This is a genomic window from Geminocystis herdmanii PCC 6308, from assembly GCF_000332235.1.
In the GTDB taxonomy this organism is placed as follows: domain Bacteria; phylum Cyanobacteriota; class Cyanobacteriia; order Cyanobacteriales; family Cyanobacteriaceae; genus Geminocystis; species Geminocystis herdmanii.
Window position 1 is genome coordinate 1,246,382 of the sequence record NZ_CM001775.1, and the last position, 20,726, is coordinate 1,267,107.

Sequence of the window (20,726 nt, forward strand, 5' to 3'; positions counted from 1 at the left end):
ATCCGGTATTAGCATTTGTTTCCAAATGTTGTCCCCGACCTAAAGGCAGATTCTCACGCGTTCCTCACCCGTCCGCCACTATCTCCGAAGAGACCGTTCGACTTGCATGTGTTAAGCATACCGCCAGCGTTCATCCTGAGCCAGGATCAAACTCTCCATTGTAGATTTCTTTTTACTTTCGCTACTCAGTCTTCTATAATGAGCTTTTTGATTGCTCTTTGTTTTTAGTAATTTAATACTTGTTTGTTAATTTAAAGTTCTTTAACAAGGGTGTATGTTATATTTGAAAATGGCTTTCAAACTATTGAATTGTCGAGGTTCGTGGTGTGTTAGACTGGGGCGTTTGCCTCAATCGCACATTTACTAATATAACTAATAAAAAAAAAATCGGCAACTTTTTTGCCAATCTTTTTTTTATTTTCTTTTTAATGATGGCTAGAAGTGTTGATTTATATGGGTTTTTCTTTTAAAATTTTTTTTTTGATTTGGTGGGCAGTGCATCGCCCTACTCCGTCAAGTTTGAAGTTTTTGTTGGGTTTCGTTTCCTCAACCCAACCTACAAATTAGTCTCGCCAGATGGTTAGTTGAAGAATGACGAGAATAAGGGCAATCAACAATAGAATAGTTGTACTAGCTGAGGCGTAACCGAAGTTAAATTGGCGAAAGGCTTGTTCATATATATAGTAGGAAAGTATATTGGTGGAGTTGGATGGCCCTCCATTGGTTATGATATATACTTGCTCGAACGATCGAAATGTGAAAATAGATGTGGTTATGGTGGCAAATATTAGGGTTGGTTTTAAGGCGGGTAGGGTTATATACCAAAGTTTTGCCCAAAATTTTGCTCCATCTAATTCGGCGGCTTCGTAACGGGATTGGGGAATGGCTTGTAATCCGGCTAAAAAGACGACTAGGTTAAAGCCGATTTGTCTCCATGTACTAAAAATTATTAGTATGGGCATCGCCCAAAATGTACTATTTAGCCAAGGAATAGGGATAATATTTAATGATGATAAAAATTCGTTAATGGGTCCATTATTTTGAAATAACCAGCGAAAACCTAAACCCATGGCAACTAAGGAGGTGATGCTAGGGATAAAGTAGGCGGTGCGAAAAAATCCTCTGAAAATTATGTTTTGATTTAAGAGGATACTTAATGCTAATGGAATTATAATGCTGGGGATGATGGTGACGATCGAAAAATAGGCTGTATTGAATATTATTTGACGAAAATCAGAATCAATGATTAATCTTCGATAATTTGCTAACCCTATCCATTTACCTGCGACTATGTTACCGTTGGTAAAGCTAAGATAGATTAGGAAAATAATGGGGAAAAAAAGAAATATTGTCAGAAAAGTTAAGGCTGGTGCAAGAAATAACCAAGCTATTAGGTTAGGTTTTTTGAAAATATCCAAGTGATGTGTTAAAGGTAAAATTTGGTAGATTTAATTTATTACAATTGTAGCTTACTAAATTGAACTCAAAAATTTTTATTTCTTATAGGCTATCATCTTCGATCTAAGAGTACTATTTCTATTACAGTTTAGCAAGTTCGATGGAACTTTTTAAAAAACTTTCAAAAAATGAGAATGTTGCAACTCATCGTTCGCTCAAATAAAATAAGATGGTTGGCAAAAAAAGGTTAAAATCATTACTGAATATACTGTTTAACAAGATGGAGTGAACTAATCATTGTACAAACCCAGTCAGAAAGAGTCGATGATTTGCCATTAATTATTTATTGGTTAACACAAATGAATATTGTACAAATCATTGATGAAAATTTGTTGCCACCTCATAGTAATCGTAAGGGATTAAGTTATGGTCAACTAGCTGTATTGTTACTAACATATATTGTCAGTGAAGCAGACCATCGTGTTTGTTGTGTAGAAAAATGGGTAAATGACCACAAGGGTTTGAAAGATAGAGCAACTGATTCGTAATCAGTAAGTCATCGGTTCGAGTCCGATAAATGGCTTTGGTTGTACACTGACAGATTAACTGTCATCCCTAATAAATTCCTCTTATTCAAAAAAATACTCTGTGAGATGGTAGCACTCCTTTCAATCTATCCTAATTCGGAAATATATTGTCTCTCTTTTTAGTTTTCATTGATGACACCCTCTAAAACTCAACTTTCCCCCAAAAAATTAAATAACAAAACCCCCCATAGAAACTAGGAGGGTTATGGTATATTAGGTGAAATAAGAGTCAAAAATTTATCTCAGAAATTCTGAGTTACTAAAGGTTAACAGTTCACTAACTTTTACACTGGGCTTACATAACCGACAAATCACAAATTGAAAATTAACTCAACTAACGTAACTCGATCGGGCTAGAAAACAACCAACGTAACTTTATTAACGCCTCTTTCTTCGACTTTTTTATTTACACTACAACTATTCAAGTCAAGTTAAACAATCTCAGAAGTCACAGTTTTCAAGTTAGCAATCAATCATCAGAGCGGGGGGTACAAACTCTAATGCACTTTTGGGAAAGAGGTTTTACTTCTCTCTTGAGTACCTACTCACCAATATAATTTATTTGCTCAGGGTTGGCTAGTAAAACAGAGAGTTTGTAATTTTTCTTGATTTTACTTTATATTTCTTAATCAAATCAATAGACTTGTTTCATAATTAAATTTTGAATAACTCCAACTATTGGGGCATCAATTTTGTTTTGAGGAACAGGTTAGTATAATTATGAACTTTAGAGAATTATTTTATCCATCATTTCTAAGTTAATAGATCACTACAGTGGAGACGTAAAATTTTATGTCTTTACCTAAAATATCCAAATCTTAAGTTTCCAAAAAAACCTTGTCAAAAGTTTGGGTTGTGTAGGATAATAATAGATTGTGTATAAAATTACTGTTATAGTAACTTAAACTAAAAAAAATGGCAAGTAAAAAAGGTGTCCGTTTAATTATCACTCTTGAATGCACCGAGTGTCGTACTAATCTCGATAAGCGTTCTAAAGGTGTTTCTCGTTATACCACTATGAAAAATAGACGCAATACCACCGGCAGATTAGAATTAAAAAAATTCTGTACCCATTGCAACAAACATACTATTCACAAAGAAATTAAATAGTTTCTTGATGTTTTTAAACTAAAAAAAGGATTAAATTATAAATTATGGCTTATTTTCGCAAAAGATTATCTCCTATTCCTCCAAGTCAACCTATTGACTACAAAGACGTTGAATTATTACACAAGTTCATCACTGAAAGAGGTAAAATGCTTCCTCGTCGTATCACTAGCTTAACGGCTCGTCAACAAAGAGATTTAACCAGAGCGGTAAAACAAGCTCGTTTGGTGGCTTTATTACCTTTTGTTAATGTAGAAGGTTAATTTTAAGAATTGAGAATTGAGCATTGAGAATTACTCTCCATGAGTTATTACTCATTACTCATTACTCATTACTTTTTGTTTCTCTTTATCAAAATCAAAATTTTTTTAGCCATTCCTAAATAGAGTTTACCTGAGTTCTATAAAAGAATTCTTGAGGTTAATAGATTTTGGGTGACAGGTTGCAGGTTAATAATTTCTTTGTTTAGATCAATTAATCACTTAATTTAATTTTGATAAAATCAATTTTTGTTCAACTTTTTTACTGATTTTTTAATACCTGATACCTGACACCACCTGAGTTCGATATAAAAATAGGTGAGGACTGACTTGGAAGACAGGCAGACAGGCAAACAGGAGGATTGTGTTTTTTTTGAGTCAATAAAATTATTTTTAAAACCCACAAATATTGGGAATTTTTCTACTTGTCCACTTGTCCACTTGTCTACCTGTCTAGTTTTCATCATTTTCTTTATGTCGAACTGAGGTGACACCTTATCTATACAAAGTCTCAAAACTTTAATTTTTCATTATTTTACTTAATACTTAACATCTATTATCTAACATCACTCCCCATCAAAATACTATGAGGCAACGCCTAAGTAGATAATTTTAATTATGATAGATTTAATAAACTGTGATTGATTGAAATAATGCTTAGTAAGATTAAAGATTTAGCCTCAGATTTAGCACCAAGATTAATTGAAATTCGCCGTCATTTTCATGCTCATCCTGAATTGAGTGGTCATGAACATCAAACAGGTGCTTATGTGGCGGGGGTTTTGTCTTCCTGTGGCTTGATGGTAAGGGAAGGTGTGGGTAAAACTGGGGTAATTGGTGAATTAAAGGGTAACGCTAAGAGTAATCTTTATCTGGGGATTCGTACGGATATGGATGCTTTACCGATTCAAGAAGCAACTCAGTTAGAATTTGCCTCGAAGATACCGGGAGTGATGCACGCCTGTGGACATGATCTACACACCACGATCGGGCTTGGTACTGCCATGGTATTATCTCAGTTAAAAGAAGGTTTACAGGGAAATATTCGTTTTATCTTCCAACCTGCGGAAGAAATCGCTCAGGGAGCGTTGTGGATGGTGGAGGAAGGGGCAATGAAAGATATTTCTGCTATTTTTGGGGTTCATGTTTTCCCGTCTATTCCTGCTCGTTGTGTGGGCATTCGTTACGGTGCTTTAACTTCGGCAATGGATGACTTAGAGATTATTATACAAGGGGAGGCAGGGCATGGCGCACGTCCTCATCAGGCTATTGATGCGATTTGGATTTCGGCTCAGGTAATTTCGGCGTTGCAACAAGCGATCAGTAGAATGCAAAACCCTTTACATCCTCTGGTGTTGACTATTGGTCAAATTAATGGTGGTATCGCTCCTAATATTATCGCTGATCAGGTTAAAATGGTGGGTACGGTGCGATCGCTCAATCCTGAAATCCGAGAAAATTTACCCACATGGATTCAACAAATTGTGGAAGGAATTTGTAATACCTATGGAGCAAAATGTCAGATTAACTATTGTCATCGTTTGCCTAGTGTACAAAATGATGTGAAGTTAACCAAAATTATGGAGAAAGCCTCTTTAGAAGCCCTAGGAGAAGAAAAGGTAATTTCTATTCTTGAGCCGTCTTTGGGGGCGGAAGATTTTGCTGTATATTTAGATCATGCTCCGGGTACAATGTTTAGGTTGGGAGTAGGTAAAAGTGATCAACATAATTATCCTCTGCATCATCCTCGTTTTGAGTTGGATGAGTCTTCGATCGTCACGGGGGTTGTTACGATGGCTTATAGTGCTTATCAGTATTTTAATGAATCAAAAAACTGATATAGTCGATCGTGACAGTGATGATTAAATCCCAAAAACAATCAAAGGATATGTCCTCGATCAATAATTAATTAGAAAGAATATTAATCAAATGTGAACAAAAAATTATGAATGGTTTTCGTTCATTTTATCATTCATAATTTTTATGACCGAGACAGTTACACAATCATAATATCTTGATGTGTCATAGCTAATCCCGTGTTTAAAGTTGCAAATTGCACCGCCGTCGTGGTGCCACTACCATCTGCATCAAAGAATAATCCTCCATTACTGGAATTATAAAAGAAACGATGATCTAAAGTACTCGCTGATGAACCGATATGGAATCGATCGACGAATAATTCTCCTAAAGGTAAATCACCGCCAAACCCTGTGCGATTAACTAAAATCGTGTCATCTGTGATATTAAAGTCAGTAATTTGATCGATCCCCTCTTCAGGAGAATTAAAGAGGAAATAGTCTTGTCCAGTTCCACCGGTTAAGGTATCATTACCACTACCACCAATGAGGGTATCATTTCCATCTCCGCCAAAGATTTGATCATTATCGTTATCACCATAGAGAAGATCATCTCCTTGTTCTCCAAAAATGGTGTCATCACCATCTCCACCAGAAAGAATATCATTACCATCTACGCCAGGATAGTCTGGATTGTTTGCGTTTCCACCATAAAGAATATCATTACCGTTTTCACCATAAAGAATATCATTACCTAAATCACCTCGAAGGCTATCATTTCCCTCTCCACCATAAATAGTATCATTATCCTTTCCGCCACGAACAGTATCATCACCGTTCCCTCCATAAATTACATCATCACCTTCATTTCCTTGAAGATCATCATTCCCGTCTCCACCATCTAAGGTATCATTTCCCACTTGTCCACGGATCACATCATTACCTAAATCACCCCGAAGGGTATCATTACCAACTCCACCATAAATAGTATCATTATCCTTTCCGCCACGAACAGTATCATCACCGTTACCCCCATAAATTACATCATCACCTTCATTTCCTTGGAGATCGTCATTCCCGTCTCCACCATCTAATGTATCATTTCCTAGTCGTCCACTGAGGGTATCGTTACCTACATAACCATTCAGAATATTATTGCCACTATTGCCTGTGATGACATTATCCAATGTATTTCCCATTGCATTAATGTTCGCAGTACCTTCTAAGATTAGGTTTTCTACATTGATAGGTAAAGTATAGGTGATGGTCGATCGAACGGCATCAATGCCTCCTATACTGGCATTAGGATTAGTTTCCGTTACTATATCTGTAGCAATATTGACATAATAAATATCATCACCATCACCACCGCTCATACTATCAACACCAGCACCTCCATTCAAAATATCATTACCAACACCACCAATGAGAGTATCATTTCCTGCTCCCCCTGTTATGGTGTCATTACCTATACCGCCATCGATAGTGTAACTACCTGAAGTTGTCGGAAAAATAGTAATTCGATCGTTACCTGCCCCAGTATTAATGGTATTAGTAGCACTTGTTGTTGATGCCGTGATAATATCAGCACCTGAACCTGTTGTAATAACTTGTTTTCCTGCCCCCGATATTGCTTCTATTATGACAGTATTTGCACTGGTACTGGTTATGGTTTGTGAGCCTCCAGAGGATATTGCATTCACTAAAACAAGATTAGCACCATTACCACTGCCATCACCAATTGTCTGAGCACCTGCTCCTGTTGTAGTTGCAAATGCCTGATTTAGACCTACACCTTTAATATTCAATGCTCCATCTGAGGATATTGCTTCTACAATGGTAATACCCGAACCTGTGACAATATCTTGAGCACCAGCACCAGATGTTGTTATCAGTGTTGCCGTACCAGTAAATGTAGTCATGGTAAGGTTAATAGCACCAGCACCAGATGTTTTTGTGGTAAGTGCTACCCCAAGAGGAGCAAATGAGTTTTCAAAATTAACTCCTGTCGTAATGGTTTGTGCGCCATTGCCAGTGGTATTAATGATAATATTTTCAATATTTGTGATATTACTCCAATTAAGCAACGTTATCCACCCCATAGTGAGGGTGATAATTTAGTTTTCGGCTTCCATTCTTGTGCCTTATGAATTTACTCTTTATATATATTCAGATTGATGGGTTAACTGAAAGTTTAAGTAAATGTAACTATATAAATAGTATATCATTATTTACGCTATTTGAACTAAAAACAAAAAATATATAACGACTTAGGTCAAAATAAGTTGAAGATAGATAAAATGCTTATTAATTAGGATTTGCCTCATAGTCTTTATCGATTAGGGAGATAGGAGTTAGGAGACAGGAGATAGGAGAAATACTGAAACATCAAGGTTTTGATGCTGTTAATAGATAAAATGAGTATAGTTGTATTTTAAAAAATAAGGTTAAAAGTGTTGAATTTTTGAATAAAAATCCTTAAAACGGAGCACTTTTTCACTAATGTATTATATCTAAACCTTTCATTTTAATAGCTTTCTGATTTATTCAGCAAACCCTAATTACAGTCCATGAGACGAGACATGAGAGTATATATTCCTCTTTCTAATAATCCAGACATGGCAACACTGGGTAAATGTCCTTGAGGTGCTTTGTTGGTATAAATCAAATAATCTTGAAATAACCATGTACCGTTCATTCTCCATCCTAGTCGATCGCCCACGGTTTCCCACACTTTTTTGTCGTAGCCTCTTTTTCCCCCTAAACTTTGATAAATTCTTTTTTGTACGGAGAAACCAAATTTACCATTGCTATATTTAACCCATAATTGATCAATGGTTTGTAAGTCTCGACAGGGAAATTTATTCATTGCCGATCGATCGATACACTTACTATCTTCTTTGTTAACGGCTTTTAACATCAATTTTTGGGTTTCTTCATCGGCTTTACGCCATGATTGATTTTGTAATAATGTTTCTAGGGTACTGTAGTCGAGTCCCACTTCGGAAGGAGAAATTACTTCAGGTTCTGATTCTAAAGATGTTTCAGGAGTCGCTACTTGAGTCGGGATGGAGTCTTTATCTATACCGTCATAGTCATTAAATACTTGATCTCGATCGAACACCGAAGCCGACTGGGTTGCAGGTGATACTGTGGCAGGAGTATTTTGAAATCTGGTAGGGGAAAATGGATCATAGGTATAATCATCAGGTGGAGTAGCTATCACCCTAGTTTTTTTTACCACACGACGAACTTTTTTCGGTACGGGAGGTACGGGCATTATGGGAAAAGGTACTGAATTAGCTGTAATCGTGGGAGAAGATTCTTCAATAGTAGATGTTTCGTTAATAGTGGGAGTATTTTCTTCTACTTTTTTAGCTTGAATGGGAGAAGACGATAAAATAATTTCGGTATTTTCTGTGAGCATAGTTAACCATTCAGCAATGGATTCTGGTCGATGTTCTGAATGTAACTCCATACTCTTCAATATGGCTAAGTTTGTTCGATCGCTAATTTTCGGGTTATGTTGTTGGGGAGGAATTAAATTAATACCTTGAGTCCGAAATTGAGCGGGGAAAGGTATTTGTAATGTAAGGATATAATATAAAGTTGCCCCTAAAGCGTAAACATCGGTATAAGCACCCCTTTTGGCATTACGGGAATATTGTTCTAAGGGTGCAAAACCTTCCGTACGAGAGTTAGTATGGATTTGGGTTTTATCCTCAATAAAATCTCTGGCTAAACCAAAATCAATCAACACCGCTTCATTCGTTTGACTGCGACGCATGATATTGGCTGGTTTAACATCTCGGTGCAAAATTCCTCTTTTATGGATATAACTTAAGGCACTACCAATTTGATAAATATAGCGAATCGCCTCAACTTCTTCAAGTCCGCCTTTTTGCTTAACTAAACTTTCTAAATTACCGCCGTCTATATACTCCATCACCATACACCATAATTCACCTTCTTGACAGACATCGTCCACTTGGATAACATGGGCATGACTACATTTAGCTAAACGAAAAGCCTCTTGAATAAATCTTTCTTGATGTTTGATAAAGTCTGGTTGTGCTTGAATGGTGGGATTAAGAGTTTTTATGGCGACAATATCTCCAGTTTGAACATCTCTGGCACGATATGTAATACCCGATCCCCCTGTGCCTAAAACTTTATCAACCACATATTTTCCTTTTTGAATTATCTGCCCTGTTTTCCAATAAATCATAGTGATTACGGATGTTGATGATGATCGCTGTGGAATTATTTATTATTTTACTGGATTTTCTGCCCTAATCTTTCCTACTTTTGCCTTAAAATATTTCATTGACAAAAACTTGAAAACAACTGTCATTATTGATAAGCTGATTTAATGCTCCTCTCATTAATTCTAAACCATATCGATCGTCTCCTAGTTTATCTTTCTTAAAAACTCCTTCTAATTTATCCATTAATTGAACAGTATTTTCTTCTCCGTATTTATTGATTAAATTACTAACAAATTCTTCCATCATTTTATCATCACTCATTGAGCCTGTTTTGATCAAAGATTGACACATATAATTACCAAATAAAGTACCAACTTCTTCTGCTGATGGTAAAGTTTGAGCTTGTACTAAGGTAGGATAATTTAGGGATAAAAATAGCCCTAATATTAAAGATAAATGTTTCATATTTTGTGATTAATTAAAAAATTAAGTTACAGATTTTTTTTCATTTCTTGTAATTGCTGATCAATTTCCCACTGCTGAAATTTACTTTCTAAATCATCGTTATAATTTGTTTGATTCCATGATGGTGCTTGATAAGTATTGGTATAATTTTGAGTGGCTTTTAATTGTTCTATTTTTAGATTAACTTCTTTTTCTTTGGTTTCGATCGAACTTAACAATTCTTTATTTAAGATAATTTTTTGTTTAATTTCCTCCATTTGTCGCCAGAATAAAGCCCCCTGAGTTAATAAAGAATTTTGTCGATTTTCTGCTTCTTGAGCTAAATCTAATCTTCCAGCTTGTTGTGCTTTTTCAATGCGATTATGCCATGTTTGAATATCTTTACCGATAGTTAATAGATTATTTTCAATTTTTTTTAGTTCAGATTCTCCTTGTAAAATTAACTTAATGGTATCATTTTTTTCTTGTTTTAATTCCTGAGCAATAATGGTTAAATTTAGATGAGGATTACTTTGTAAAAATTCATCTAAACGGGATTCTAAAAACTTGGTAAAATCTTCAAAAAAATTCATATTTTTTAATTTTTAAAGTTGACAAAATTAGTTTTTCATGATAGGTAAAAAAAAGTTGCTGAGATTGCTTTGTGCCTCGCAATGAAAAATGAAAAATTAGAAAGTTTCTCCGACTCGTACATAAATAGATTGATTATTACGACTAATTATCGCTTGTTTATCATTGATGCCCATTAATACCCAACCCGTTGTACCAATTTCAGAGCCGATGGAAACTTTTTCAGTGATATTATTAATATTAAACATAGCAAGACTATCACTATTTCCTAATTCTACCACTCCGAGTAAAGTGTAATTATAGTTAGTTTCTTTTGGGGCTTCTGAAGGTAAAGATGCGATCGAAACAGTGTTATTATTCTGATTATTAGCAGGAGAAATACTATTATTAGCAGAAGAAATAACAGGCACTTTTGTTAGTTTTTTTGGAGGAGGGGGAGGAGAAATGGGAGAAGAAGGAGAAGAAGAAGGAGAAGAATTAACTATATTATTGATGGAAGGTAGAGGGGGGGGAGGAGGTAACATAGGTTGAGGGGGTTGAGGAATAGGGAGAGGAGAAACTTCCGAAGGATTAGCAGAAATTTGAGTATTCGGTAAGGGTGGAATTGTTAAAGTATTATTAAAAGATGTGGGTTGAGACAAAGAAGGTAAAGGCGGAGGAGGAGTCAACGAAGGAGAGTTGGGGTTTTTATTATCAACGGAAACTAAATTGATTTGATTATTTGGTAAGGTTGGTAAGGGGATATTTTCTTGATTTAACGGTACTATATTATTGCTTTGAGATTGTTGATTGTTGTTAATAGGGGGGAGTGATGAGGTTATTTGCTGAGTCTGATGTTGTTTCCAAATCCATGCCATTACTGACATTAAATAAACCGTTGCCAAGAGAAATAATAATTTATCGAAGTTGTTTTTTAAGCCTATTTTTGGTTTAGTATGGTTCATAATTATATAATACTAATTGAGAGTTATAAATATTTAAGGGTTCGATCGATCTGATTTCTAAATATTAAGCGATCGACGCATTTTAATGGCATATAATTTTATTCCGAAGAATGATGGTTCATTATTCATTGTTCATTGTTCATTCTATGCAAAAATAATTAACGAATATTAAATTTATTGTAGGGATTATCTTTCATGGCAAGAAAACTAGATGAATATACAGTACATATATTAATTAGTAACGGACATAAAGAAGAAGTACGTTTTCCCACGATACAAGAGTTTCAAAAATGGTACAGTGGAGAGTTAATACCAAAAGCTGACTCTAAAGATTTTATTAATGTACCTATCAAAAATATTCAAGGAGAATATATGGTGGTGCGCCCTGCTAATATTGTTTGTATTCGAGTTGAACCTGTATTTTTTGGTAGTGTCGATCGAGATTCAATTTAACCTGAGTTTGAGATAAAATTTTCGGTGCTGTAAAGGTGTCAGGTGTTAGCTATTAGGTATTAGGTTAAAGAATTGACAACAAATATATCTTAATTGATTTTTTTATCTTCAATTCTTTGATCAAATTATATAATCTTCTGAAAATTACACCTGAAACCTGCAACCTGAAACTTGCCCTTATCAGACATTCTTGCATCGAAAAGATGAGGAAAACTAATTTACGATGATTATTATTCCTCACCAAACTCTGTTTCAAGAGTGATTTTTATAAAACTTTATACTGGTTTAAATCAATACCTGCCTCTTTTGCCATCGCGCTTAAACCTCTATTATCTAAAGTTTTGAGGGCTTTTGTCGAAATACGAAGTTTAACAAAACAGTTACCCTCAGCCCACCAAATTCTTTTATCTTGTAAATTGGCGTGTTGTAATCTTTTAGTTCTACGATGGGAGTGAGAAACCGCAAAACAATTATTCGCTCTTTTTCCAGTGAGTTGACATACTCGCATAACAAATTATCTCCTGATTTATCTATAAATATTTAGTTTATCGTGCAAACTTCCATTTTACTGTGATTTTGTGCTTATGGCAATCTACAAATGAATGGAGAATGGAGAATGGAGAATGGAAAATGAGGAATTAAATAGAATAAAGGTTAAAACCATGACTACAAATTTATTTAAAATTTATTTTTGCTGAAGAAGTCTATTAATTTCTAATGCGCAATTCTCAATTCTCAATTCTTAATTCTCAATTCTCAATTTTCTTGTATTCTTTCAAATTGGGGAGTTTTTTCAGTTAAGCCGAATTTAGTCATTACTTTAATTAAAGCAAAGGAAACGATCGTACCGATAATTAAACCAATAGTAATCAGGATAACAAATAATTTAGTAAATTCTCGTCTTTTTTGAGGAGATATTTTTGCTAACTCTTCTCGATCGATGTCTTGATTATTATTGTTATTATTTTGATTAGGATCAAAAAAAGAATTGTTCATAGTTTAAACTTCATTATGTTATTTTAAATTCTATTCTTAAAAAGTAAAGATGTTCGATCGAGTCTCTAAATTTAGTTACAAATGGTTAAAAAAAGAAAATTTAAAGCAGTGTGCCGTTGGTTAAGAATGACATTTTATCGAGTTATTCCCCCGAGAAATCCCGAAAAAGTCAAGTCATTACATCAAAAATTATCCTATGATTCCTCTTGGAGTGTTGACTTTATTTTATGTACCATCGCCGCTTGTTTAATTGCTACTTTTGGATTACTCAGTAATAGCACGGCAGTTATTATTGGGGCGATGATTGTTGCACCTTTGATGTTACCCTTACGAGGATTAGCTTTTTCTGCCTGTGAGGGGGATTTAAACTTATTTAAAAAAGCGATACTATCTATTGTTGGAGCAACTTTAGTCTCTCTTTTTCTTTCCAGTACGATCGCCAAAATAGCTTCTTTACCAGATATGGGTTCAGAAATTATAGCACGAACTCAACCCAATCTGATTGATTTAGGCATTGCTATCACCGCTGGAGGAATTAGTGGTTTTGGCAAAATTCGAGAGGGTATCAGTGAAACCTTAGCAGGTACTGCCATTGCCGTAGCTTTGATGCCTCCTTTGTGTGTTGTCGGGATTTCCTTAGCTATGGGTAACTATCCTTATGCTATTGGTGCTTTTTTATTGTATATTACCAATCTTTTGGGCATTACTCTTGCTTGTATGATTGCTTTTATCGTTTCTGGTTATACGAAAGCAAGTCAGATATTAGGATGGACTACTTTACTCACTATTTTTTTAATGATACCTTTAGGAGCTAGTTTTTTCCGTTTATTGCAACAACAACAGATAGAAACGGAGATTAATCGAAAATTAGTTAATGAAACTATTACCGTGGGGAAAGATGTAGAGAATGTGAAAGTAAAAATAGTTTGGACAACTAAAACCCCTGTTATTACCGTGACTTTACAAACCGATAAACAAATATCTCCCCGACAAGTTAGATTAGTACAAGATTATCTTAATCAACGGCTCGATCGAACATTTGATCTTATTTTTTCTGTTATCCCCGTGAAAAGAATTACGGGAGAAGATAAAGAAATCCCTACTTTTCCGTTAGAAATAGATGGTAATAACTTTTCTCTCCCTGAAAATAATCAAATTATTCCCTTGAAGTAACTTTTCATCATAAATAATTTCGTAGTAAGGGTTTTAACCCTTCTTTTGTCAATTGTTGGAAAAGTCTAATGGCTAAAGCCATCACTACAAACAAGAGTAAAAATCTTTTTTTGGGGAAGTCTATTTAATCTTTGACAAGATATTAATAATTTGTCACCATAAATATTATTAACTATTGAAAATACGATTAATTTTAATAGTAAGGAGGAAATAGTACATGGGCAAATGGGCAAATATTAAACGAGAAAAAGCCGTAGTTGATGCAAAAAAAGGCAAAACTTTCACTCAACTTTCTCGTGCTATCATTGTGGCGGCTCGTGCCGGATTACCTGATCCTGAAGGAAATTTTCAGTTGCGTACAGCCATTGAAAAAGCGAAAATAGCGGGTATTCCTAATGATAACATCGATCGAGCCATCGCCAAGGGTGCAGGAACTTACGGCGATGATGACAGCATTTTAGAAGAAATTAGATATGAAGGCTACGGTATCGGTGGAGTTGCGGTATTAATTGAAGCCTTGACAGATAACCGTAATCGTACTGCTGCCGACATTCGAGTCGCCTTTAGCAAAAACGGCGGAAATCTGGGGGAAACTGGTTGCGTTAGTTGGATGTTTGATCAAAAAGGCGTTGCTATTATTGAAGGAGACATAGAAGAAGATAAACTCCTAGAGGCTTGTGTGACGGCGAATGCTGATACCTATGAGATTATCCATGAAGAAGACTATCAAGGCGCGGAAGTTTTTACGGAAGTTACCGCCTTAGAAATCTTAAATCAAACCTTGACAGCATATAATTTTGTGGTGAAAGAATTAGAATTGCGGTGGATACCTAATAATACGGTAGAAATTGTCGATCGAGACCAGATTAAATTTCTATCCCGTTTGATAGATACCCTCGAATCCTTAGACGATGTTCAGAATGTTACAACCAATGCCGAATTATATTTAGAACAAAAATAAAAGTTTGTAGTAGTGGCTTTAGCCATGAATTAATAAGCCTTAAAAGGCTCACTACGAACTTAAATTTCATCTGCTTTAAGACAAATTAAAATTCATCAGGCTGAATAAGCCCTCTCATTTTCGCAATACCTTTTTTCACTCGACGAGATACTGTAATAACACTGATGCCCAACTTGTCGGCAGTTTCTTTTTGAGTCAAATCCTGTAAAAAAACAAATTCTAAGACTTTTCTTGTACCATCTTCTAATTGTTCTAAAGCATTATTTAATCTTATTTTATCTTCCTGTACCAATTGGAAACTACGGTATTGATTATCGGGCAAACAATCTGCTAAAGTTGTTTTATCATCATCATTATTCGTGGTAGCATCTAAACTAATAGGTTCTCTGTTTTGATGAGCTAACTTAACATCTTGCCATTCTTCAAAAGAAATCCCTAATTCTTTGGCTATTTCTTTGTCGGTGGGTTGACGATTTAATTTAATTCTTAAATCTCTAACAATGCGATTTGATTGGGTTTTCAACTCTAAACAACGGCGAGGAATACGAATCGAATAACCTTTATCTCTGAGATAATGTTGAATTTCCCCTCTGATATAAGGTAGAGCAAATGAACTAAACGCAAAACCTTTGTCGGGATCAAATCTTTCTATAGCACGGATCAAGCCAAGACAACCTACTTGTAATAAATCATCATAATTTTCTTGACACTGATTAAGCCAATGACAAACTTCTTTCCTTACTAAGCCTAAGTTCAGTTTTAAAATTTCATTACGAATTTTCAGATTCTGACTGTCCTGATAACAGGTAAAGAGTCGATCGTTATCAAATTTATATTCTGATGAAGTTTTGCTATACATAATCTTACGGTTACTTATTTATAAGTAAAATAGGGACAATTGTTATATTTTTTGTTTTTTAATGGTCAATGATAGTTTGAGATTTAAGTCTTACCCTATTCTAGCTAATTGGATTAACCTAAAACAATGGGGTATTTACTGTATTTTTATCATTAACAATGAGGGAATTTAACTATATATACGGATAAATTTTAAATTTACTTAATTTATCCCTCTTTGAATATCAATTAAGTTTCTTTTATCTAGTATTTTCAGTGTCTTTTATTACAAAATCTTAATTTAAAAAATAGTTTAAAGTTAATAATTTTAAGGACAAGACTTTGAGATTCTTTTTTATTGCTAACAATGACAATTTTGCGTCATGATTTACGGCGAGGAATTTCGTAATGAAAGAAGTCGTAGGCTAACAAGGTATCAGGAAAAATTGCTTGGGCTTCTTTGAGCAAATCTTTTAACTGGAGAGGGTTGCCTGGAGCGTAACGGGGGCTAAAGTGAGTCATAATTAGTTGTTTGACTTGAGCCGCTAAGGCGACTTGAGCCGCCATGGTGGTGGTGGAGTGCATTTTCTCAAAAGCCATTTGGGCATCTTGATGGGCAAAGGTGGCTTCATGAATTAATACGTCTGCATCTTGGGATAGCTCGATCGCACTTTCACAAAAAACCGTATCGGTACAGTAAACAAATTTACGACCTATTTCTGTTGGTCCACAAAATTCAGCACCCTTAAATGTTCTACCATCCTCAAGGGTAACGATTTCTCCTGCTTTAAGTTTGCCATAAACAGGACCAAAAGGGATACCCATTTTTTGTGCTTTTTCTATATCAAATTTGCCCGATCGATCTTTTTCTGTCACACGATAGCCGTATGCTGTTACCCGATGTTTTAAAAGTTCACAGGTGACGGTTAATTCTTCATCTTCATAGACTAACCCCGGCTCGACAGTTTTGATTTCTACACCGTAGGGAAAATAGGTATGAGAATATTTCATGCAAGATTTCAAGTAGGGTTCGATTCCCGGAGGACCATATACTTCAACGTTTTCAGCGTGAGCGCCTAAACCACAACTAGCTAATAATCCCATTAACCCAAAAGTATGATCTCCGTGCATATGGGTTACAAAAATTTTCTTGAGTTGGGAGGTTTTTAAGTCACTGCGTAATAGTTGATGTTGAGTACCTTCTCCGCAGTCAAATAACCATATTTCGCCCCGTTGAGTCAACCTTAAAGCCACGCTGGAGACATTTCTGAATTTGGTTGGTACGCCTGAACTTGTGCCTAAAAAAGTTATTTCCACGATGATTTTTCGATCGAGCCTAACTATAATGTTACATTATTTTTCATTATACCAGTCTTCGATGTAAAATTTTGATAAAGACAAGAGCGAAAGTAATTAACTACTTAAGTATCGGTTTTGTGGTTTAATTTTTTTGAAAAGTTGAGTTTTAGAGATTGCTTCGTTAAAGAATTAAAAATTGATTATATTATGAGGCTTTAGGGAGGCATAATTTTTATAAATAAACTAATCCCTAAAACCTAACCTTCATCAACATTAAATTATTCTCGTGCTAAGTAATATTTAACTCCTAAACTGAGAAAATAAGCTAATCCTGACACCACAATAATTGTTGCCCCCGAAGTTAAGTTAAAGCTATAGGAAAGCCATAAACCGATGAAAATAAAGGCTATTCCCAAAATTGTACTCCATATCATCATCTGTTTAATTTCTCCTACAAATTGATTCGCTACGGCAGGAGGAATGGTTAATAAGGCGATTACCATGATTAATCCAACTACTTGCATCACCATGACGATGGTAAGTGCGATCGAACCGATCAACATTAGGTATAAGCTATTAACAGGAATATTACGGGTAGTAGCAAAAACAGGATCAAAAGAGATCGCTAATAATTCTTTATAGAATAGGCATACCATCACCACAATAATGATGTCTAAAATTAACATAATCCATAAATCATTTTTCGGTACAGCGAGAATACTACCGAATAAATAACTCATCAAATTGGGTTTATAGCCTTTGGTTAAATCAATTAAAATGATACCGATACCCATGCCGATCGCCCACATTGTGCCTATAATAGTATCCGATCGTTCTTTGGTTTTTTTTTCCACTATTCCCATCCCTAAGCCCGACAACACGGCAAATATGATAGCGCCAATAAAAGGATTAAAGCCAAAAAAGTAACCTAAGCCAATACCACCATAGGCGGCATGGGCAATACCGCCACTAATAAAAACAATACGATTCACCACGACAAATGTACCAATAATGCCACAGGCGATACTTACTAAAACACCTGCCATAATGGCATTTTGCATAAATTCAAAGTTTAATATATCAAGCATGATTCAGAATTGAGAATTGAAGTATTAATTAATCGTTATAAGGCATTATTTATAATAAAAATTATTTCATACTTAAAAAAATCTAAGTTGATGACGATCTCAATAAAAGAGATAGATGTTGATATTTCTACCTGTTTTTAAAAAGTGTAAGCTCGATCGCAATTGACATTTTCTTGATTCTTTTCTTCAATAATAATTTTAACTTTCGTATTTAGTTTTAAATTAACTTGTGATGATCGTTAAAACACTTTACCATAAAAAATAGTACCTATTTTATAACTCATAACAGTTATATTTTTTTTACTAATTATTAAGTACAATTATAAATTATATAGTCTTATTTCTAATGAATCATAATTATCAATATTTGTTAAATATTCTTCATAGATTTTGATTAAATCTTTGACTGATACTTCCTTTATTTTTATATTATTGATTGTTTTTATATGTTCACTTTTCCCTTGAGTAATAATCCATACTTGTTTATTATAATTAATAAATTCTTCTTTGATTTTATCAGAAATATAAACACTACCTTGCTGTAATTGATTACAGTAATTATTTATTTGTTCATATTTATTTTCTTCAATATTACTTATTCTTAATGTACAATCATAGATAACTGCTAAATTTCCAATCTTAAAAAAACCATCTGCTCTACCAGCCTGTATTTGTCCGAAAAAACTATAAATGTTATTAATTCCTAATAGTTTTAATAAAGAATAAGTATATTTTTCAAATTCTTGCCAATTTTGAGTAGAAACTAATTTACTAAAAAAAGGAGGATTTAAGTCTAAGCTATTATTATTTTCTTCAATCTTATTTTCAATAATATTAGTAGTTTTATTTGACTTTGTATTTAATGCAAAACAAACTAAATCATCAAAAATCCTTAGAAATTCTGACATTTCGTCTTCAAAAACTCTAATTTTAGCACCTATAAATTCATCACCTACTTTTTTTCTCTGATCAATAATAATATATTTAGAGCCATTTTTAGCTTCTTTTACTTCAAAAAAATAATGATGAGAACCAGTAAAATAACGCTCTTTTTTTAATAATTTTCTTTGTTCTTGTGAATACCAATTTTTATCATTCATAAATTATAGTGTCTAGTAAATATAATTAGATTTTATTATTGATTCAATTCAGGAAATAATATTTTTAAATAATTTATTATATTTTTGATCTTGTTAACAATTGAGAGATTGATTGAATTTTTTTCGATAATTACCTTTTTTATTCTCCATAATTTAACTTATTTATTCCCTTAAAAGATTTAATGTTTGTTTCATGCTATTTAATTTATTTTGTTGTTTTTCTTATTCTAATATAATCATAATTACCACTGTAATTTTACTTTTTGAATACTAGGTTGCCAAGCTGGAATACCCATTTGATTTTGTTCTATAGCCTGTGTTAATAGGTTAATCATAGCATTACTTGTTGTGGGTTAGGCTTGGGCGATCGAAACTTCTAATTGAGAAAATAGAAAATAAAGAATAAAAGTTTGTAGTTGCCACTTTAGTGGCATTATCATCAGTAGAATGAAGGCTAAAGCCATTACTACGAACGAGAATTATGTATGATTATCATAAATTAACTCCTCAACAAAAATTAGAATTAGTACAAGAGAGACTTAAAAAGGGATTTGATACCCACCTTAAATTATATATTAAGCACTAAAATACTTAGCCACAGGATGATAACATAATTTATTAATACTTTCAAATATACTCTTTTAATAAATGATTTATTTCTGTTTGATGCTTAATCTCATTTTGTTTGTACCAATTCACAACTTCAGCATCAAGAAAAAGAGTTAAAGATTGTTTTTCAGGAGATTTTAAACCACGTCTAATGAAAGCATTTTTAGCTATTTCTGGGCTGATTTCTGGGCAATCAGAAAAATCAATATCCTCATCAGTCATAGATTCTAGTTTTTCCCAATTACTCATAGATTTCATTGAAGTAAATTTGTTACTCATTTTTGGTTGCCTTTCGTGCTGATATAATTCTAATTATATTGTTTATGTCTGTGTAAACAACGACAATAATTTCAAAATTAAACTACGATCGAACGCTGTTGAAAAGATGAAGCTACTGGAATTATCTCCCCATGTTTAAGATAACTTTCCTTCACACCTTGCCACGCAATTTCTAATTCATCGATAGCAATATAGGGAGTATCACCAAAAGCAGAAACATTGGGCATTTCTACAAAATAAGCCACCCAGTCGTCTTCGTCATCTTGAAAAAGGGTAATGGTAAAACCATTAAAATCATGTTTTTTTGTTTGTGACATCTTACTTTTCCTCCAATTCTAAATTGAGAAACTGTTTTACTTGATAGGCTTTTGCTTTGCCATTTTTAGCAGGTTGAATAGATAAACGTGCTTTCTTGGTAGAATACCAAATGCGATGACTTCCTGTTTGATGATCAAAAATCCAATCATATAAACTTAACAAGGTTTCAAACTCATCAAAACTTAAGCCTTTAGGATTATTTTTGGCTTTGTCTAATAATTTTTGCTTTCTACTCATAAATAATACTATATTTTTAAGGTGAGCAAAAAGCCCACTAT

The 20,726-nt window shown here is 33.9% G+C and carries 22 protein-coding genes; 7 read left to right on the plus strand and 15 right to left on the minus strand.

Going from position 1 to position 20,726, the window contains the following annotated elements:
- Positions 1-563: 563 nt before the first annotated feature.
- Positions 564-1,418: a carbohydrate ABC transporter permease gene (locus SYN6308_RS06245; RefSeq protein ID WP_017293581.1), complete on the minus strand. Its 855-nt coding sequence runs from the start codon at positions 1,416-1,418 to the stop codon at positions 564-566.
- Positions 1,419-1,757: 339 nt separating this feature from the next.
- Here SYN6308_RS06245 and SYN6308_RS06250 point away from each other — a divergent pair, with 339 nt between their 5' ends.
- From SYN6308_RS06250 to SYN6308_RS06265, 4 genes are all read left to right on the plus strand, one after another.
- Positions 1,758-1,946 carry a hypothetical protein gene (locus SYN6308_RS06250; RefSeq protein ID WP_017293582.1) on the plus strand — a complete coding sequence of 63 codons (189 nt, stop codon included), beginning with the start codon at positions 1,758-1,760 and terminating at the stop codon, positions 1,944-1,946.
- 954 nt (positions 1,947-2,900) lie between these two features.
- Positions 2,901-3,095, plus strand: coding sequence for a 50S ribosomal protein L33 (rpmG, locus tag SYN6308_RS06255; RefSeq protein WP_017293583.1), 195 nt, complete (start codon positions 2,901-2,903; stop codon positions 3,093-3,095).
- Between the two features lie 44 nt (positions 3,096-3,139).
- On the plus strand, positions 3,140-3,355 hold the full coding sequence (rpsR, locus tag SYN6308_RS06260; RefSeq protein WP_017293584.1) for a 30S ribosomal protein S18: 216 nt from the start codon (positions 3,140-3,142) through the stop codon (positions 3,353-3,355).
- A 650-nt stretch (positions 3,356-4,005) separates the two neighbouring features.
- Entirely contained in the window at positions 4,006-5,190 is a 1,185-nt protein-coding gene (locus SYN6308_RS06265; RefSeq protein WP_017293585.1) for a M20 family metallopeptidase, read from the plus strand.
- Positions 5,191-5,348: 158 nt separating this feature from the next.
- On the opposite strand, the gene SYN6308_RS24170 is transcribed toward SYN6308_RS06265, so the two are convergent.
- From SYN6308_RS24170 to SYN6308_RS06290, 5 genes are all read right to left on the minus strand, one after another.
- Positions 5,349-7,250, minus strand: coding sequence for a calcium-binding protein (locus SYN6308_RS24170; protein ID WP_017293586.1), 1,902 nt, complete (start codon positions 7,248-7,250; stop codon positions 5,349-5,351).
- Positions 7,251-7,705: 455 nt separating this feature from the next.
- Positions 7,706-9,376 carry a serine/threonine-protein kinase gene (locus SYN6308_RS06275; protein ID WP_017293587.1) on the minus strand — a complete coding sequence of 557 codons (1,671 nt, stop codon included), beginning with the start codon at positions 9,374-9,376 and terminating at the stop codon, positions 7,706-7,708.
- Between the two features lie 85 nt (positions 9,377-9,461).
- On the minus strand, positions 9,462-9,821 hold the full coding sequence (locus SYN6308_RS06280; RefSeq protein ID WP_017293588.1) for a hypothetical protein: 360 nt from the start codon (positions 9,819-9,821) through the stop codon (positions 9,462-9,464).
- A 26-nt stretch (positions 9,822-9,847) separates the two neighbouring features.
- On the minus strand, positions 9,848-10,393 hold the full coding sequence (locus SYN6308_RS06285) for a TIGR04376 family protein (RefSeq protein WP_017293589.1): 546 nt from the start codon (positions 10,391-10,393) through the stop codon (positions 9,848-9,850).
- A gap of 96 nt (positions 10,394-10,489) precedes the next feature.
- On the minus strand, positions 10,490-11,335 hold the full coding sequence (locus SYN6308_RS06290; RefSeq protein ID WP_017293590.1) for a hypothetical protein: 846 nt from the start codon (positions 11,333-11,335) through the stop codon (positions 10,490-10,492).
- Positions 11,336-11,530: 195 nt separating this feature from the next.
- Here SYN6308_RS06290 and SYN6308_RS06295 point away from each other — a divergent pair, with 195 nt between their 5' ends.
- On the plus strand, positions 11,531-11,788 hold the full coding sequence (locus SYN6308_RS06295) for a hypothetical protein (RefSeq protein WP_017293591.1): 258 nt from the start codon (positions 11,531-11,533) through the stop codon (positions 11,786-11,788).
- 265 nt (positions 11,789-12,053) lie between these two features.
- Here the strand turns inward: SYN6308_RS06295 and rpmB are convergent, their stop codons facing one another.
- Together rpmB and SYN6308_RS06305 are read right to left on the minus strand one after the other, a co-directional pair.
- On the minus strand, positions 12,054-12,296 hold the full coding sequence (rpmB, locus tag SYN6308_RS06300) for a 50S ribosomal protein L28 (protein WP_017293592.1): 243 nt from the start codon (positions 12,294-12,296) through the stop codon (positions 12,054-12,056).
- Positions 12,297-12,544: 248 nt separating this feature from the next.
- Positions 12,545-12,784: a hypothetical protein gene (locus SYN6308_RS06305; RefSeq protein WP_017293593.1), complete on the minus strand. Its 240-nt coding sequence runs from the start codon at positions 12,782-12,784 to the stop codon at positions 12,545-12,547.
- Positions 12,785-12,865: 81 nt separating this feature from the next.
- On the opposite strand from SYN6308_RS06305, the gene SYN6308_RS06310 reads away from it, so the two are divergent.
- Together SYN6308_RS06310 and SYN6308_RS06315 are read left to right on the plus strand one after the other, a co-directional pair.
- Positions 12,866-13,957, plus strand: coding sequence for a DUF389 domain-containing protein (locus SYN6308_RS06310; RefSeq protein ID WP_017293594.1), 1,092 nt, complete (start codon positions 12,866-12,868; stop codon positions 13,955-13,957).
- Between the two features lie 217 nt (positions 13,958-14,174).
- Entirely contained in the window at positions 14,175-14,918 is a 744-nt protein-coding gene (locus SYN6308_RS06315) for a YebC/PmpR family DNA-binding transcriptional regulator (protein ID WP_017293595.1), read from the plus strand.
- 85 nt (positions 14,919-15,003) lie between these two features.
- On the opposite strand, the gene SYN6308_RS06320 is transcribed toward SYN6308_RS06315, so the two are convergent.
- The 7 genes from SYN6308_RS06320 to SYN6308_RS06360 all read right to left on the minus strand — a co-directional run bounded on the left by SYN6308_RS06320 (position 15,004) and on the right by SYN6308_RS06360 (position 20,685).
- Positions 15,004-15,777, minus strand: a complete 774-nt coding sequence (locus SYN6308_RS06320; RefSeq protein ID WP_017293596.1) for an RNA polymerase sigma factor SigF — start codon at positions 15,775-15,777, stop codon at positions 15,004-15,006.
- 359 nt (positions 15,778-16,136) lie between these two features.
- The gene (locus SYN6308_RS06325) at positions 16,137-17,072 is read right to left on the minus strand and encodes a ribonuclease Z (protein ID WP_017293597.1); all 936 of its coding nucleotides are present in this window, start codon (positions 17,070-17,072) and stop codon (positions 16,137-16,139) included.
- Positions 17,073-17,332: 260 nt separating this feature from the next.
- Positions 17,333-18,142, minus strand: coding sequence for a metal ABC transporter permease (locus SYN6308_RS06330; RefSeq protein ID WP_017293598.1), 810 nt, complete (start codon positions 18,140-18,142; stop codon positions 17,333-17,335).
- A gap of 320 nt (positions 18,143-18,462) precedes the next feature.
- A complete protein-coding gene (locus SYN6308_RS06335) occupies positions 18,463-19,242 on the minus strand; it encodes a hypothetical protein (protein ID WP_017293599.1) in 780 nt (259 codons plus the stop codon).
- Between the two features lie 627 nt (positions 19,243-19,869).
- Complete coding sequence (locus tag SYN6308_RS06350; RefSeq protein WP_202803895.1) at positions 19,870-20,100, minus strand: BrnA antitoxin family protein; 231 nt, start codon at positions 20,098-20,100, stop codon at positions 19,870-19,872.
- Between the two features lie 107 nt (positions 20,101-20,207).
- Complete coding sequence (locus SYN6308_RS06355; RefSeq protein WP_017293603.1) at positions 20,208-20,447, minus strand: type II toxin-antitoxin system HicB family antitoxin; 240 nt, start codon at positions 20,445-20,447, stop codon at positions 20,208-20,210.
- 1 nt (position 20,448) lies between these two features.
- Positions 20,449-20,685 (minus strand): type II toxin-antitoxin system HicA family toxin, encoded by a 237-nt coding sequence (locus SYN6308_RS06360; RefSeq protein ID WP_017293604.1) that lies wholly within the window; start codon positions 20,683-20,685, stop codon positions 20,449-20,451.
- Positions 20,686-20,726 lie beyond the last annotated feature (41 nt).

Excerpts from the sequence above, each read along its gene's own strand:
- SYN6308_RS06250 (WP_017293582.1), top strand. The coding sequence starts at position 1,758 with ATGAATATTGTACAAATCATTGATGAAAATTTGTTGCCACCTCATAGT.
- rpmG (WP_017293583.1), top strand. The coding sequence starts at position 2,901 with ATGGCAAGTAAAAAAGGTGTCCGTTTAATTATCACTCTTGAATGCACC.
- rpsR (WP_017293584.1), top strand. The coding sequence starts at position 3,140 with ATGGCTTATTTTCGCAAAAGATTATCTCCTATTCCTCCAAGTCAACCT.
- SYN6308_RS06265 (WP_017293585.1), top strand. The coding sequence starts at position 4,006 with ATGCTTAGTAAGATTAAAGATTTAGCCTCAGATTTAGCACCAAGATTA.
- SYN6308_RS24170 (WP_017293586.1), bottom strand. The coding sequence starts at position 7,250 with ATGGGGTGGATAACGTTGCTTAATTGGAGTAATATCACAAATATTGAA.
- SYN6308_RS06275 (WP_017293587.1), bottom strand. The coding sequence starts at position 9,376 with ATGATTTATTGGAAAACAGGGCAGATAATTCAAAAAGGAAAATATGTG.
- SYN6308_RS06280 (WP_017293588.1), bottom strand. The coding sequence starts at position 9,821 with ATGAAACATTTATCTTTAATATTAGGGCTATTTTTATCCCTAAATTAT.
- SYN6308_RS06285 (WP_017293589.1), bottom strand. The coding sequence starts at position 10,393 with ATGAATTTTTTTGAAGATTTTACCAAGTTTTTAGAATCCCGTTTAGAT.
- SYN6308_RS06290 (WP_017293590.1), bottom strand. The coding sequence starts at position 11,335 with ATGAACCATACTAAACCAAAAATAGGCTTAAAAAACAACTTCGATAAA.
- SYN6308_RS06295 (WP_017293591.1), top strand. The coding sequence starts at position 11,531 with ATGGCAAGAAAACTAGATGAATATACAGTACATATATTAATTAGTAAC.
- rpmB (WP_017293592.1), bottom strand. The coding sequence starts at position 12,296 with ATGCGAGTATGTCAACTCACTGGAAAAAGAGCGAATAATTGTTTTGCG.
- SYN6308_RS06305 (WP_017293593.1), bottom strand. The coding sequence starts at position 12,784 with ATGAACAATTCTTTTTTTGATCCTAATCAAAATAATAACAATAATAAT.
- SYN6308_RS06310 (WP_017293594.1), top strand. The coding sequence starts at position 12,866 with ATGGTTAAAAAAAGAAAATTTAAAGCAGTGTGCCGTTGGTTAAGAATG.
- SYN6308_RS06315 (WP_017293595.1), top strand. The coding sequence starts at position 14,175 with ATGGGCAAATGGGCAAATATTAAACGAGAAAAAGCCGTAGTTGATGCA.
- SYN6308_RS06320 (WP_017293596.1), bottom strand. The coding sequence starts at position 15,777 with ATGTATAGCAAAACTTCATCAGAATATAAATTTGATAACGATCGACTC.
- SYN6308_RS06330 (WP_017293598.1), bottom strand. The coding sequence starts at position 18,142 with ATGCTTGATATATTAAACTTTGAATTTATGCAAAATGCCATTATGGCA.
- SYN6308_RS06335 (WP_017293599.1), bottom strand. The coding sequence starts at position 19,242 with ATGAATGATAAAAATTGGTATTCACAAGAACAAAGAAAATTATTAAAA.
- SYN6308_RS06350 (WP_202803895.1), bottom strand. The coding sequence starts at position 20,100 with ATGAGTAATTGGGAAAAACTAGAATCTATGACTGATGAGGATATTGAT.
- SYN6308_RS06355 (WP_017293603.1), bottom strand. The coding sequence starts at position 20,447 with ATGTCACAAACAAAAAAACATGATTTTAATGGTTTTACCATTACCCTT.
- SYN6308_RS06360 (WP_017293604.1), bottom strand. The coding sequence starts at position 20,685 with ATGAGTAGAAAGCAAAAATTATTAGACAAAGCCAAAAATAATCCTAAA.